At 38.6% G+C, this 15,466-nt stretch carries 9 protein-coding genes; 5 read left to right on the top strand and 4 right to left on the bottom strand.

Translation table 11 applies throughout. From position 1 onward, the window contains the following. The first annotated feature begins 126 nt into the window (after nucleotides 1-126). Both L1275_RS13700 and L1275_RS13695 read left to right on the top strand, forming a co-directional pair. Complete coding sequence (locus L1275_RS13700; RefSeq protein WP_219290281.1) at nucleotides 127-1,674, top strand: ribonuclease E/G; 1,548 nt, start codon at nucleotides 127-129, stop codon at nucleotides 1,672-1,674. Nucleotides 1,675-1,876: 202 nt separating this feature from the next. After that, entirely contained in the window at nucleotides 1,877-2,350 is a 474-nt protein-coding gene (locus L1275_RS13695; RefSeq protein WP_253474445.1) for a hypothetical protein, read from the top strand. A 110-nt stretch (nucleotides 2,351-2,460) separates the two neighbouring features. Here the strand turns inward: L1275_RS13695 and pbpC are convergent, their stop codons facing one another. The 3 genes from pbpC to L1275_RS13680 are packed head-to-tail and all read right to left on the bottom strand — an operon-like array spanning nucleotide 2,461 to nucleotide 10,839. After that, nucleotides 2,461-4,821 carry a penicillin-binding protein 1C gene (gene pbpC / locus L1275_RS13690; RefSeq protein WP_253474442.1) on the bottom strand — a complete coding sequence of 787 codons (2,361 nt, stop codon included), beginning with the start codon at nucleotides 4,819-4,821 and terminating at the stop codon, nucleotides 2,461-2,463. Between the two features lie 58 nt (nucleotides 4,822-4,879). Beyond that, the gene (locus L1275_RS13685; RefSeq protein WP_253474440.1) at nucleotides 4,880-10,369 is read right to left on the bottom strand and encodes an alpha-2-macroglobulin; all 5,490 of its coding nucleotides are present in this window, start codon (nucleotides 10,367-10,369) and stop codon (nucleotides 4,880-4,882) included. A gap of 26 nt (nucleotides 10,370-10,395) precedes the next feature. Then, the gene (locus L1275_RS13680; protein WP_253474437.1) at nucleotides 10,396-10,839 is read right to left on the bottom strand and encodes a nucleoside deaminase; all 444 of its coding nucleotides are present in this window, start codon (nucleotides 10,837-10,839) and stop codon (nucleotides 10,396-10,398) included. Between the two features lie 83 nt (nucleotides 10,840-10,922). Between L1275_RS13680 and L1275_RS13675 the strand changes: the two genes are divergently transcribed. The 3 genes from L1275_RS13675 (at nucleotide 10,923) to L1275_RS13665 (ending at nucleotide 14,745) form a co-directional block, all read left to right on the top strand. After that, nucleotides 10,923-12,692, top strand: coding sequence for a 1-deoxy-D-xylulose-5-phosphate synthase (locus L1275_RS13675; protein ID WP_253474434.1), 1,770 nt, complete (start codon nucleotides 10,923-10,925; stop codon nucleotides 12,690-12,692). After that, on the top strand, nucleotides 12,683-13,942 hold the full coding sequence (locus L1275_RS13670) for a DUF3078 domain-containing protein (protein WP_253474431.1): 1,260 nt from the start codon (nucleotides 12,683-12,685) through the stop codon (nucleotides 13,940-13,942). Before L1275_RS13675 ends, L1275_RS13670 begins: the two co-directional genes overlap by 10 nt. 104 nt (nucleotides 13,943-14,046) lie before the next feature. After that, nucleotides 14,047-14,745: a porin family protein gene (locus L1275_RS13665; RefSeq protein WP_253474428.1), complete on the top strand. Its 699-nt coding sequence runs from the start codon at nucleotides 14,047-14,049 to the stop codon at nucleotides 14,743-14,745. On the opposite strand, the gene L1275_RS13660 is transcribed toward L1275_RS13665, so the two are convergent. Beyond that, complete coding sequence (locus L1275_RS13660; protein WP_253474426.1) at nucleotides 14,733-15,359, bottom strand: hypothetical protein; 627 nt, start codon at nucleotides 15,357-15,359, stop codon at nucleotides 14,733-14,735. The two genes, L1275_RS13665 and L1275_RS13660, sit on opposite strands and share 13 nt — an antisense overlap. Between the last annotated feature and the right edge of the window lie 107 nt (nucleotides 15,360-15,466).

Here is a 15,466-nt window from a genome sequence, read left to right as displayed (position 1 = left end):
AAATCAGTGAAGAATTATAAGTTTTTTATAAACTTGTAAAAAGATTGTTTAATCCATCTGTACCTTTTTGTTAAGCGTTAACTTGTCAAAACAATCAACAACAAAGTATGGATAAAAATGTACCGTGTGAATAAAGAATTAATCATTAGATCCAATTCTGAAGCCGTAGATTTTGCCTTATTAAAAGATGGAAAACTAATTGAATTACACAGGGATAAAGAAGAGGATAACGGTTTTCAAGTAGGGGATATTTTTATTGCAAAAATAAGAAAACCAGTGGCCGGATTGAATGCTGCATTTGTAAATGTGGGATTTGAGAAAGACGCATTCCTTCATTATCATGACTTAGGTCCGAACCTACCGACCCTGTTGAAATTCACGAAACTTGTAAGCGCAGGTAAATTAAAAGATTACTCCCTAAAAAGCATTCCTTTTGAAAAGGAAATTGATAAAGACGGTACCATCACGGATGTGTTGAGTGCTAATCAATCGCTTCTGGTTCAGGTTGTCAAAGAACCAATCTCTACGAAAGGGCCAAGAATAAGCTCTGAGCTTTCACTGGCTGGTAGATATGTAGTTCTGGTGCCTTTTTCAGATCGTATTTCGATTTCACAAAAGATTGAGTCCAAAGAAGAAAAAGAGCGTTTAAAGCGCTTGGTTCAATCGATCAAACAGAAAGGCTTTGGTGTTATTGTACGCACCGTTGCAGAAGGCATGAAAGTGGCCGAGTTGGATAAAGACTTGCAAAACTTAATGGACAAATGGAACAGTATGTGCAAAAGGTTAGTTACCGCTCATCATCCCTCTAAAGTATTGGGTGAGGTCAATAGAGCATCTTCGATTTTAAGAGATGTTTTCAATGATACCTTCACTGGGATATATATAGATGATGAAGAGTTGTACTATCAAACGAAGGACTATTTGCAAGAGATTGCTCCTTCAAAGGTTTCTATAGTGAAGCATTACCAATCAAAAGAGTTACCTCTTTTTGAAAAGTACAACATTGAACGCCAGATTAAAACTTCCTTCGGGAAAACCGTTTCTATGAGTAAAGGAGCCTACCTGATCATAGAACATACAGAGGCGTTGCATGTGATAGATGTGAACAGTGGAAATCGCTCTAACAAAGCTCAGTCTCAAGAAGATACTGCTCTTGAGGTCAATTTAATCGCGGCTGCCGAAATTGCTCGACAACTCAGACTCCGCGATATGGGTGGTATTATTGTAGTGGATTTTATTGATATGGGTAATCCAGAGAATAGAAAAAAACTATATGATTACCTCAAAGAAGAAATGAGTGATGATAAAGCAAAACATAAGATCTTGCCTCCTAGTAAATTTGGATTGATTCAAATCACTAGACAAAGAGTTAGACCAGAAGTAAATATCAAGACAAGAGAAGAAGATCCGAATAATGAAAACGGAGAAATAGAGGCTCCTATCTTAATTGTCGATAAAATCAAGTCTAGCCTAGAAAGAATTGTAAAAGATCACCCTAAGGTGGTTTTGAATACACACCCTTTTGTTGCAGCATATCTGACAAAAGGTTTTCCATCAGTACGTTCAAAATGGTTTTTTGAATATAAAAAATGGATAAAAATTATACCACGTGACGCTTACACGTTTCTAGAATACCATTTCTTTGATGAAAAAGGGAATGAAGTTTCAGAATAAATTTAAACCGCTTACTCTCAGAGTTAGCGGTTTTTTTGTTATATAGCTAATGGAGAAGTACTTATTTCATCGCTTAGAAAAGTCGTTGCCTCGTTTAATTCATCTACTTGTTATTAAGGTTTCATAAAATCCCAGTCGAGTAATACGCTGATTTAATTATATTTATGTATCTTGTGTTATCAGTGTTTGTATGGATTTTTATATGAAAAAGTGGATTTTTTTTATAGGGTGTTGTTGGAGTATTTCAGGCTTCGCTCAGTCATCTTGGAAACCGATTTTTAATCTAGCTTATATCAATAGTGGCGGTAATTACCTCCAAGTTGGACCGGGAGTTTCTAAGGTATTGGCTAATAACCATCGGGTTGAAATGTCGATAAATGCCAATATGGGCTATATGAAAGAGCGTTTTATCGCGATTCCAGAAGCTGGTTTTGTATATGTTTTTAATACCTATGATCACGGTACTCCAATGTTTCTAAATTCGAATGATTCGTTGTTTTTATTTAAGTTGAGAACCAGTGTATCACCTTGGAGTGTAACGCCAGATGGGATTGTCAGCCTTTTTGGCATCATTGATTTCAGTCTGGGATATACCTATGAGTTTAATACGTACAAAGATTTTAAATCTTTAGATGGTATAAGACTCGGACTGGGTTTTGCTATTCCAATTCCGTAGTTGTTAGGCGTCCCTTAATCACAACTCGCAAAATCACAACTCACGAATCACAACTCACGAATCACAACTCACGAATCACAACTCACGAATCACAACTCACGAATTACGAATTACGAACTACTGTTTACATAAATCTCAATCATCTTTTCATTCCCGTTGGTATCGGTAATACTTAGTCGATGAGTACCTGTGGTTGTTTTAATTTCAAACTCGTGGAAATTGGTCGTTGTACCGAGGTAGTTATTGTCCAAATACCAAAATAGCGTTTTGTTGCCTGTTGATGAGGCTGCTTTGGCGATAAACGGTTGCAGCTTCGAATTAAAATCCTTGGTTAAATAGATCGTCATTTGATGTTTCGGATATATAAAGTCCAATTGCGAAGCGTTTTGTGCGATGCAGTCTGCTCTAAACGGCGGTAGATCGGTATAGTTTATATGGTGGTTTCTGTAGTAGAAAGCTTGAATAGGAGGTAGTTGAAACCATGGCTTAGCATGAATGTTCTCTATGGATTCGCAACTGCTGTTGACGCGGTATTGTTCTGTTGCATCTAAGTGTACCAAGATGTGAAAAGGGCAATTTTTTGTTTTTTTAGCGCGTGATACGATCCATTCTTTTTTGCTCGGACAATTTTCTTGCGCTATATAGCCACTTTCGATACAGATGTCTGCTTCCTCGAGGTCGTTATAAGGCGTTTCAAACCACTTGCTTCGCGGTAGTAAATTAAAAACATCAAAGAGTATAGGTGCGGCACTGCTTACTCCGGTCAGGGAAGGTCTTCCTTCTCCTGTGGCGTTACCGACCCAGATACCCACGACATAGTCCTTATTGACGCCAATTGCCCAACCGTCTCGATTTCCATAACTGGTTCCAGTTTTCCAGGCAATTTCAAGAGAAGAATCGTAAAACTTCCATGCTTCATCTCCTTCTGGTCGATTGACCTCACGCATCGCTTCAAAGGTCTGCCAGATTGCGCCTGCGCCAAGATTACTCTTTTGCGTGGCTTGGCTACCGAAATCGGTTTGAGTTGCTGAATTCCAGTTTAAAGGGACTATTTCGTTGGTGCGATACTTGCCTTTGCTGCTGATAAAGTAGTTTAGGCTTGAAGATAGACCGGCATAGGCTTGACACAGGTCCCACAAATTGCTTTCTGCTCCACCTAAGATCAAGGATAATCCGTAGTGATTGGGGTGTTTGTTGATATGGCGCAATTTGAGCTTTTGTAATTGTTCATAAAAGCGATATACACCATAGTCTTGTAACATCAGTACAGATGGAATATTAAGGGATCGCGATAAGGCTCTATTGGCGGGCACTGCACCTTCATAACTCAAATTATAATTCTTGGGACTATAACCGGATATCATGGTTGGAACGTCGGGTATTAACGTTTCGGGTAGAAGTTCGGCTTCATCTAGAACCGTTGCGTAGAGAAAGGGTTTTAGAATACTGCCTGTACTTCTCGGTGCTTGTATGATGTCGACATCTTTTTGATGTGCAGCGGTAGTTGGGGAATTACCGATATAAGTAATGATGTTACGCGTTTTAACATCAACAACTAATATAGATAAATTATATATTTCAGATTGACTATATTGATTGTAATAATTTTGTGCAATTTGGTTGGCTCTTTTCTGTATGTCGTAATTAAGAGTTGTTTTAATGCGTTGTTCCGGTGTTTTTTTGGCAACTTCAGTGAGTAAATGCGGTGCGATTTGCGGTAGTTCATGGGGCTTTTGTGGAAGGGGTTCTTCCAAAGCCAATTCATAAGTCTGTAAATCGATGACTTTGTTGGTGTAGAGTTTGAGCAAGAGTTTGTTGCGTTTCTCTAATAAAATCTCCTGATTTTTACCGGGGTAAATCAATTTTGGGGCATTGGGCAATACGGCCAAGGTGGCGCTTTCGGCCCAAGAAAGTTGATGTGGAGCTAGTCCGAAATACCGCCAAGCAGCCATGTCTAAGCCAACGACATTTCCTCCGAAAGGAGCTTGAGAGGAGTATAGGGTTAGTATACGGTCTTTGCTGTATCGAAATTCCAAACGGGTAGCTTGAATAGCTTCAATGATTTTTTCAAAATAACTTCTCTTTTTTCCGTTTCGTGCCAAACGTATGGTTTGTTGTGTTAAGGTACTGCCGCCTCGTACTACTTTTTTCGCCTTGATATTTTGAATGAGTGCTTTGGTTATCGCAACGGGATTGATTCCCCAATGTTGATAAAAATGTTCGTCCTCAAAATACAGTACGCTCTTTTTGAACTTGTAGGGAATGCTGTCTTGTTCGGGAAAACGCCATTGTCCGTCTTTAGCTATTTGTGCACCTAATAGATGTCCGGCACTACTTTCGATGACCGTAGAGTGCGGTTTATCGAATAAATTTTTGGGCAGACAAAAATAATAGGCGATCAACAAAATCAAAAACAAGATGGATTTGATTTTATGACGTTTAAAATAAGATAGGATAGGAGCTGTTTTCACAGTTTTGGTTTACAGTTAAAAAACACCGGAACTCATTAGAGTTCCGGTGTACTTGTTGTTATTTAATGACTTCTACCCACATGCCTTGAGTTCTACTCGAGTAATTGTGGTCATACATGGCTTCGGCTTGGATACCTGGCATATAATAGCGTCCGAGGTATGATGCGTTTAAGGTAATCTTAAACGTTTTAGAGCTATTGGCTGTAAGAGAGAAATACAAATTGGTTCGGTCATCTCGTATATCCGTATGATCTACTTGATTGGACGATTCGCCAACTTCGGTAAATCTCAAATTGGAAATCTCCCAGCCCGAAGGTATGATTTGCGTTAAGGCAACATTGTCCACGCGTCTACCTGTGGTATTCGATACCGTGATTTCGCAATTGAATTCACTGCCTTGAGCAATAGCTACTGGGTTGATGACTTGTCCACTGCTAGTTCTAAAAGCGGAACGAATAATCAATCCATTTTGTTGAACCATTTCTTCGCCTACAGGTAAGATACCGCTATAGGCTACTCTAACGTAGACCGTACTTTTAGAATTGTTTTTTAATTCTATTTTATTGCCTTGGTTAGTAACGCTTAAACGCTGATCGATAAACGCTTTTTTGGTTTTTATCGAGGCTGTTTTTCCGTTGTAGGTGGTTTGTATATCAATACCATCGGCACTGTTGTTGTTTTTAGCATAAGATGCAATGGCGTATAGAGAATAGGCTGTAGTTTGCGTGCTCATCCATTTTGAAGAAGATAAGTTTTGTGCAATTTCCAATGCCAAACGATGCGCTTTTTCTTTTTGCCCCAGTAGTAAATAGGTTTCCAGAGCCATAGCTTGATTGCGCTCGGGTGAACCGTAATAATAGTAATTGTCCATACCGTCAAGACTGCTGGTGCTCATTAATTTTAGGGCACCATTTTTTTGACCTGCTAAGGCATATGCAGCGGCTAAACGCAATTTCGATTCGTTTGAAATACCCTGTGTTTCTCTAAGTCTATTCATTGCAGACAGATCTGGTGATCCTGCTAAGGCTAAAGTATACAAACGATAAGCCTGTGCAAAATCATTTCTATAACGCGGTTCATGACGCCATTGACGGGCTGTTTTTTGTTGGAAACTCAGCCAGTTCGCCTTGCTGTTTACCGGTAAAATAAAACCTTTTTTCTCTGCTTCTATAAAGAAATGACCAATATAGGAGGTGGTCCAATCATCGTAATAATTGGATCCAGACCAATAGGTGAATCCACCGTCTGACAATTGATTTTGCTTTAGGCGATTGATTCCCGCGGCTACGTTTCTTTGAATATTCTCTTTTTGTACAGCGGTCAGTTCCATGAAATCAGCCAAATACAATTGGGGGAATACTCCTGAAGTAATCTGTTCGGAACAACCGTGCGGATAAGCGATCAAATAATTTAAACGCGAACTCAGGTTGACTCCCGGAAAGCTAGAAACCTCTAGTTGTGCTTGATTAGATCCGGCTTCGCCAAAGGAATTCCAATCTAAGGTTGCTGTTTGATTGGGTTCTATTACCACGTCCTCATTTTTAAAAGTACGTGGATTTGGATTTGAAATATTCATTTCAACTTCGTAATTCGCTTTCTCTTTTCCTGAAGTTGCTTCGATGGTAATTTTGGTGTTTCCAACGGTTTTACCAACTTCTAATTCGAAATAAACAATTTTTTCATCGGGTTCCGTAAAATTAATTGATTGAGAGGAAGCTCCTATTACTTGGAATTTACCATCTACTTTTACGCTTACCCGTACATCTTTAATGTGTTTTTCAGTCGCAAATACCGTTACGGGTAAAGTTACTTTCTCTGTGGGAACCGCTTGTCGAGGTAAGGATCCCAAAATCATTAAAGGGCTTTTCACCGTTGATGTTTTTTCGGCACTTCCATAAGCCATTGTTTTGGCATTAGATGCCACAACCATGGTGCGCACGGAACCGATGTATTTTGGAATTGTGATTTCGTGTGTTGCTTTTTTACCTTTTTCAAGTTTAAAAGGACCTAGATAGATGACTACTGGTTTAAAACGATTGGCTTTTTTAGCCTGTCCACCGCCTAAATCCTCGTCACCACCAATACTGAAAACTTGGTTGATCGTTCCTCCAAAGGCACCAATAACATCGTTATAAACATCCCAGGTTTTAACCCCTAAAGCGGTTTTTGAATAGAAATTCTTCCACGGATTAGGTGTTTTAAAACGGGTCAAATCCAGTAAACCGTCTTCCACAACCGCTATGGTATAGGTCATTTCCTGCCCAGAAGCTTCTTGAATTTGAATCGAAGCTTTTTGTTCCGGTCTTAAGGTCTCACTCATCGTGATAACCGGCTGTAATTTGGTTTCCTTATTGAGTACCGTTATTGGAACTATACCGTATAATCGAATAGGTGAGTCATTTAAAGTCGAGGCATGCGGTTGAAGTAGGGTAATGTTTAAATACACATTTGGCGCCATCTCTTTGCGAATAGGCAATTTGAAAATGGTCTCTCCTTTAGTGGTTTTTACCCAGTGCGTTTCGAGTACCTCTGTTCCCGTCTCTACAGATATCAAAGCTCTTCCGCCTTCACTCGAAGGAAAAGAAATTTGAGCATTCTCTTTGATATCGTATTCCGTTTTATCAGTAGCAATATTTAAAACAACGGCTTCGGCATTACCGTGATCTTTGGTCTTTCCGGACCAAATTGGCCAATCTATATAGATATCTGTCGATGAAAGGTGTCCACTAGACTGATCGGTAGTTACAATGCGGTACCTTCCCCAATCGGCTTCTGCAACGGTAAGATCAAATTGTCCCAAACCGGAAGCATTGGTTTGCACGGTTGTAGAATAATAAGTTTTGTGATTATTTGCCGCACTGTAGTTGGAAAAACTACTCTCTGAAGCATCCCACCACCAATTCCAATTGATTTTATAAACGTCGATCTGAACGTCGCTATGGGGCTTTCGGTTGCCGTTTTCAGTGACACTAACTACGCTAAACGTGTTTTTAGCACCAGTCTCCAACATGCCATACTTATTGCCTTTTGGAGCTGCAATACCCACATAGGATTTATAAGGAGAATACGTGCTCGTTGAAACATCTGTGCTGAAGTCGCCACCGTTTTCATGAATTTTAGTCACTAAAATCATTTTCAACATTCCAGACTTCTCCGAATTGTTTTCCGGTTTTACGAAAAACGAGAAATTACCATTTTCATCAGTTCTGCCACTAAAGAGATTTAATTCTATAGCAGATTTAGATTGAAAACTGTTGTTAAAACTGTATTTTTCTAATCCTTTGAATTGCGTTTCTTGTGGAACTAGCTTAGCTTGTACTTCGGCACGTAGGTTTTTTGCAACAGCACCTTGTAGCCAATTGATATTAAAATTAACGCGAGATCCCGTTGAGGAAATTAATTTCCCTTCCATGTCGTTTTTGATTTTCAAACGATTGGGTTTGATGGTTTCTATTTTGATCTGTTTGTAGAACTTGGCTCCACCTACACTTATAACCGCTTCCCAGTTACCCGTTGGTGCATTTTCTGGTGTGGAAAGGGTGAAGCTATAATGATTGTTTTTGTTTTTTGTTTGAATTTTTTGCTCGACTACTTTTCCAAACGGATCGGATAGTTTGATTTTGATCGGATGATTGTCGGGTAATGGATTTGACAAATCGTTTAATATAAAACCGACATGTATCAAATCTCCAGGTCTCCAAACACCTCTTTCGGTGTAGATAAAGCCGTTTAAACCCTTTTGAAGGCTAACCCCATCAACATCAAAATTACTCACAGCCAATGCCATTCCCTCGTCCAACTTCACATAAGTCGTGTGATTGTCTTTTTTTATGACAGCAAAAAAGGCTTTTTTGTCTAAAGTAAAATTGGCTATACCGTCAATATTGGTCTCTATGGTAGTGAGTAGCTGTTGCTGAAAATCATAAATAGCTATAGAAGCGTTGGACACGGGTTCTGTAGTGATGATGTTATTCACAGCAAAGAAAAAAGTGTTGTTTAATCCTTTTTTCGCTACAACACCTAAGTCTGTCGCCAGTATGTTTGTCGCTACTGTGGTATTGTAATAGTAAGTGTTTTTACACGGGTCGTCTTTCTCTTCCCAATTGTAATCGTAGTAGTAATAGTTGTCTTCATCCCATTCGTCATAGTCCATGTTTATATCGGAATCCTCTTCTTCATCTGTTGATGTATCGTCGTCCTCTGTGTTTGCGGGACAATTGTATAGCGAATAACTCTTTTTAAATGAAAATTCAATGCGATAGATAGCGCCCGGTTCCGGTCGAATCAATGCGGATACATCCAAGGCATAAGTGCTCCATTTTCTCAATGAAGACAAATTGCCTGTTGATAAATCAAGAGTTGTTTTTGCAATAGGCGCGGCTACTTTTCTAAGGCTATACTTGCCATCCAATTGATTGTCTTGTAGAAATTGAAGGACGTTATTCTCGAATATCTTATATATTTTTACATCGACAGCTTTTAGATTGGTTACTTGAAAATTGACCTTTAAATTTTCGGAACTCGGTAAAATCGTTCCGTTTTTAGCCATTTTAACAGCGGGTTTTTGTTGCTCAAATACAAGCTTTAGAGTAGAATCTCCGGTGGTTTTTTTGCCGTATACATTCTCTAAACCTTGAAATAAGCTTATTGGAATTTCTCCGTCAAATGGGGTGTCGCTAAATACTTTTATCGAATTGCCATCTACGCTAAATTTAATATCATCAGTATGTTGAATTTGGATTAAACCGTCGAAATTCTGATTGCGTTTGATCGGATCAGAAAAATTAATCCAAAAGGATTGATTGCTGTCGTCGCTGATTTTGGCATCGATGATCTTAAAGGTATTTTTGGCTGGGATTGCAAGTTCCAAATTACCTTTTTGATCAATTTTCTGAGACTTACCATCCCAGGCAATATCTAGTTTTGCCTCTGAAGCGTCGCGAGGGATACTGTCAACAACAAATGAGAAAAAACGAGCTTCGTCTGTTTTTCCAATAATTTTGACCTGGCTTTTTTTCGAACCCGTTTTTGCAGTAATCAGTTCTTTTGCTTCCGCAGTTGACATCCAGTCACTGGTATGGATCGTTCCGTTTAGGAAATAGTAATTTTCACCAATGGACTGAAAGTCCCAAGTTTCGATGGCGAAATCTTGTTTGGTAGTTTTAACGGTAAATTTAAAATCGCGCAATTCCTTTGGAACATCGCTGATTTTTGACAAGTGGAAGGTGATTTGGTATTCTTGATTTTGATCGAGTTTCTTCTCGGGAATAAAGCTCAAAGAATTGTTGGACAGATAAACTATTTTACCGCTTACTTTGGGCGAAATACTAAATAATTTGTCTTCGATTTCCTGATTGGCTTTCCATTGGTCGGTGTGGATTTGCAGTCCAACTTGAATAGGGTTTTTTGTAGATATTAAACCTGAAGTATAACTCGTAATATAGTCCTTAAACAAAGAGGGATCGGAATTAAAATCTTTTGAAGATTTTTTACAAGCTTGAAAGGCAACTATACCGATCAAGAGTAACAACCATGTTCTTAATTTCATAGTAAAACTTTATATTAAACAATTCTTTATTTTCTTTTCTTTTTGAAAAAGTCTTTCATCAAGGCCGCACAGCGGTCTTCCAATACACCAAATTTTATTTGAGTTTTTGGGTGTAATTGCCCGCCCATACTGCGATATCCTCGTTTGTGATCTGCGGCTCCACATACGATTGCCGTAATTTGACTCCAATACAGAGCGCCAGCGCACATTGAACAAGGCTCTAAAGTTACGTATAAAGTGCAATCTTTTAAGTATTTTCCGCCTAAATAATTAGCTGCAGATGAAATTGCTTGAATTTCTGCGTGAGCTGTAACATCACTTAACAATTCGGTAAGGTTGTGAGTGCGAGCCAGTATTTGATTGTTTGAAACTACTATGGCGCCTACGGGAATTTCACCTTTCTCAAAAGCAGCTTGTGCTTCTTTTAAAGCTATTTCCATAAAATATTCATCGGTAAAAATCATCTCCATAAGCCAAAATTCTGTAGGTGTTACATTAAGGAAGACCAAAAGTAAAAACAAAATCGTAATTTTGGGTTTTATTCCTAGAAACAATGCCAAATAAAGTACTTTCAAAAATCAATAGCCCAACAGAGCTGCGCGAATTACCCGAATCGACTTTGTCAAGTTTGGCAGGCGAATTGAGGCAGTTTATCATCGATGTAGTTTCTGTTAAAGAAGGGCATTTGGGGGCAAGTCTTGGAGTGATGGAGCTAACGATTGCGTTGCATTATGTTTTTAACACGCCTTATGATAAATTAGTGTGGGATGTCGGACATCAAGCATACGGTCATAAAATTTTGACAGGGCGACGTGATGTGTTTGAAACCAATCGACGAAAGAATGGTTTAAGCGGTTTCCCAAAACGCGACGAAAGTGAATACGATACCTTTGGAGTTGGACATTCTTCTACATCCATATCCGCTGCATTGGGTATGGCTCTGGCCGCGCAGATACAGGGGGATTTTGATCGGCAGCATATCGCGGTGATTGGCGATGCATCGATAGCTTCAGGTATGGCTTTTGAAGGGTTAAATCACGCGGGAGTTACCTCGGCAAATTTATTGGTTATCCTCAATGATAATGCTATCGGTATAGATCCTAGTGTTGGAGCTTTAAAACAATATTTAACCGCTGTGAAATCCGGTAGGAATCACAGGGATAATAACATGATTAAATCGTTGAATTTTGATTACTCAGGACCTATAGATGGTCATGATTTACCAGCACTAATTGCTGAACTAAGACGGTTGAAAGAGATTAAGGGACCCCGATTTTTACATTTAATTACCACCAAGGGCAAGGGGTTAAAACAAGCGGAAGAAGATCAGGTGCGGTATCATGCACCGGGTAAGTTTGATCGTGTGACTGGAGAATTAATCAGCACCAATGATATAGGGTTAGCTGCTAAATATCAAGATGTGTTTGGATTGACTTTGGTTGAACTAGCCCGACAAAACCCTAAAATTATCGGTATTACACCAGCTATGCCTACGGGGAGTTCTATGAAATTTATGATGGATGCCTTTCCCGATCGCGCTTTTGATGTTGGAATCGCCGAGCAACATGCGGTGACTTTGGCGGCGGGTATGGCCGCAGAGGGCTTGATGCCGTACTGTGCGATTTATTCTACTTTTTTACAGAGGGCCTACGATCAAGTTATACACGATGTTGCGTTGCAAAAGCTGCCTGTGATTTTCTGTTTAGATCGTGCGGGATTGGTAGGTGAAGATGGGGCTACTCATCAGGGGGTTTACGATATTGCTTACTTAAATTGTATACCTAATATGATTATTGCCGCTCCATTGAATGAGCTGGAATTACGCAATATTTTATACACAGCACAGTTGGGTTTAGACGGACCAATAGCGATTCGCTATCCACGTGGTAGAGGTGTTTTAACCGTTTGGCAAAAACCTTTTGAAAAAATTAATATAGAAAGTATTCATAAATTGAGAAAAGGCGATAAATTTGCCATGATTTCTACAGGTACTATAGGAAATAATGTGAGTAAAGCTTTTGAATTGACGAAAACTCTACTCGGTTCGCATTATCATTTCCCGATAATAAAACCGTTGAATGAGAAGGAATTGCATCGAATTGCACAAACCCATTCCCATATATATACCATTGAGGAAGGGGTGATTGCAGGTGGTTTTGGAAGTAAAATAGCCGCTTTTGTGGCGGAATTTTATCCGAATGTAAGCGTTAAGATTTTGGGTGTTCCCGATTCATTTATAGAACAAGCCTCTGTTTTGGAACAAGAAGAGGAATGTGGAATAGATGTACCGTCTGTACTGAATATAATTAATACATGGAAATAAAAAAAAATCATTATCAGTTCGTTTTAAGTGTTTTATTGATCTTCTTCTTTTGGGGAAACAACCTTGTTTCTGCAAATGGGAAAATTTCATTTAAGTCGCAGAGTCATTCGCTGATTTTTGCGGATTCTATAGTTAAAACGGATACGATAATACCAAAAAATAAGTCTAAGAAAAATCCGTTTAATCCGTTGATGGATTTGCAAAAAGCAGATAATTTTGGCTATGGCGGAATGGGGTCTCAGAGCATAACCATTCATTACAACGATTCGCTGTCTTTACCGTTTTTTAGACCGGTGATTTTTGTGCCCAACAATCAGCCTAAATTTGATATAAAACCGTTAGATCTGTATCCGAAGAATATTGATCTAAGCTTTTTACCGGTCAATGATACCATAATCGGATATTGGGAGAAATACAACAGACTCGGACTTGATATCAATCAAATCTCTTTTGTCAATTGGAATGCGGGTGGTGATAATTCCGTTTCGGGTTTGTTTAAAGGAGATTTTAGAAGAAAGTATGTCAAGGGTCGTTTAAATTGGGAAACGGAATTGGTGTTGCGTTATGGACTTAACCAACAAGAAGGTAGGGAGTCTAGAAAAACCGATGATGCCTTTCAGTTGAGCTCAACTATTGGACATAAAACATCGGATATTTCAGATTGGTATTATACGGCAAAGTTTAATTTTAATACACAATTTGCCAATGGATACTCTTATCCCAATACGGAACTACCCATTTCGAAGCTCTTAGCGCCAGCATATTTGTTTGTCGGGGTCGGAGCAGAGTATTCGTTGCCGCAGCGAGGTACAACGGTTTATTTTTCTCCTTTGACTTTGAAGTCTACTTTTGTATCCGATCAGCGTTTGGCAGATCAAGGAGCTTTTGGTGTTGAAAAGGCTATTTACGATGAAAATAAACAAGTGATTAGGCACGGTAAACGCTCCAAATCAGAAGTTGGTCTCTTGGTAACGAATCAGTGGAAAAAAGAGATCTTAACCAATATCTTTTTAGATCATCGATTGAGTTTGTATTCCGATTATATTAATCGATTTGGCAATATCGATATTGATTGGCAACTTAAATTAGATATGAAGATCAACCAATATGTTAGAGCGAATGTAGGAGCACATGTTATCTATGATGACGATATCAAGAATAAAAAAGAAGTAGGAGGGAAACAAATTATCGAAGGACCGCGTTTTCAGATTAAACAGATGTTGGCAGTAGGCTTGGTTTATATATTTTAAAGGGATGAAAGATCTGCGAATATGTGAATTTGTAAATAACTATTTGCAAATCGCGATTTAGTAGTCACTTATTAGTACTTTAGTAGCGTAAAAACAGCAACACTATGTTTCAGAAACTTATCGTTATAGGTATGCTTTTAATGGGTTATGTGTCAGCAGCTCAAGAGTTTGTTGATAGTTCTGTAGTGGTGGATACGGTTAAGAAAGTCGACACCAAGTACCGAGAAGATCAATTTTATATTGGAATAACGCACGCTCTTTTACAAGACAAACCTCCGGGATTTAGTCAACGTTCCCTTTCGTTGGGAATTCAGACTGGATTTGTACGGGATTTTCCGATTAATGCCGCACGCACTTGGGCAATCGCTCCTGGAATAGGATACTCGTATTTGAACTTACACCACAATTTAGCACCTACGGATGGGCTTGAATTTCCGTCGCAAATATTAGAGAGTTACGACAGAAACACGCTTTCTTTGCACTATTTAGATTTCCCGTTAGAAATTCGTTGGAGAACATCTACTCCTGAAAGCCATAAATTTTGGCGTATTTACACCGGTTTCAAAGTCAGTTATCTATTGGCAGATAAAGCAGTCACTAGTAGCGAACTGGCCAATTTCACCATTAAAAACAATGCCGATTTGAATCAGTGGGTATACGGTATTTACCTGTCTGCTGGTTTTAATACTTGGAATATTTATATGTATTACGGACTTAATTCGATTTACAAAAATCAAGTGGTTCCACCGAGTACTAATAAGGTTAAGGCCTTTAATGCCGGACTGATGTTTTACATCTTATAAAAGGCAATTTGCCAAAAGATCAGTTGAGGAATCATACCACACAAAAATCCCAATATAATTTCGGAAGAGCGGTGTGCTCTTAAGTAAAGTCTGGAACTAGCCGTTACACCTAAAACAAGCACTAGAATATTTAATACAATAGTGTTGGGCATATAGTACTTTATCGAAAGTAAGGTAAAGAAGGTGATACAGCCTGTTAGGGCGGCAACATGTACACTAAACTTTTGTTTGGCATAAACGCTTAACAGCAGTAGGATGTACGTGTAAATCGATCCCCATACGTAAATATTAAATTCATAAGTTCGGTTGTGTTTTAAGACATAGTCTTTTAAAACAATCAACAGGAATATATAAATGATAATCGGCAGCAAACGCTCCTTAGGACTATGGAGCATAATTGACGATTTCACTAGTCGCATCGACCGTAAAAAGTAATATAACGTAATGGGAAGTAGAAAGGTCATAATTAATACCTGACTAAAGGTAATGACGATTTCTAATGGACTAAAGAAGTTTCTAGTGAGTAGGAAATAAAGGCTTATGGCCAATATCGGTATGATAATTGGATGAAAAAAATAGGAGAACGACACCAAAAGTCTCTTCAATAATTTCATAGATAAATAGTTACTTTTTAGAGCTACAATATAAGTTGTTTTTCTTAGTTTTTAAGTAATCAAATTAGTGTTATTGGAGCTTGAAAGGCAATTTTATAGAAAATTGC

This window comes from Flavobacterium sp. HSC-61S13 (assembly GCF_024171535.1).
Lineage (GTDB): Bacteria > Bacteroidota > Bacteroidia > Flavobacteriales > Flavobacteriaceae > Flavobacterium.
The sequence above is the reverse complement of the archived record's forward strand: the minus strand, read 5'-3'. Positions and strand labels throughout refer to the sequence as shown.

Bases quoted from the DNA above. Each gene is read 5' to 3' on its own strand.
- L1275_RS13695 (WP_253474445.1), top strand. From the start codon at position 1,877: ATGAAAAAGTGGATTTTTTTTATAGGGTGTTGTTGGAGTATTTCAGGC.
- L1275_RS13685 (WP_253474440.1), bottom strand. From the start codon at position 10,369: ATGAAATTAAGAACATGGTTGTTACTCTTGATCGGTATAGTTGCCTTT.
- L1275_RS13680 (WP_253474437.1), bottom strand. From the start codon at position 10,839: ATGGAGATGATTTTTACCGATGAATATTTTATGGAAATAGCTTTAAAA.
- L1275_RS13675 (WP_253474434.1), top strand. From the start codon at position 10,923: ATGCCAAATAAAGTACTTTCAAAAATCAATAGCCCAACAGAGCTGCGC.
- L1275_RS13670 (WP_253474431.1), top strand. From the start codon at position 12,683: ATGGAAATAAAAAAAAATCATTATCAGTTCGTTTTAAGTGTTTTATTG.
- L1275_RS13665 (WP_253474428.1), top strand. From the start codon at position 14,047: ATGTTTCAGAAACTTATCGTTATAGGTATGCTTTTAATGGGTTATGTG.
- L1275_RS13660 (WP_253474426.1), bottom strand. From the start codon at position 15,359: ATGAAATTATTGAAGAGACTTTTGGTGTCGTTCTCCTATTTTTTTCAT.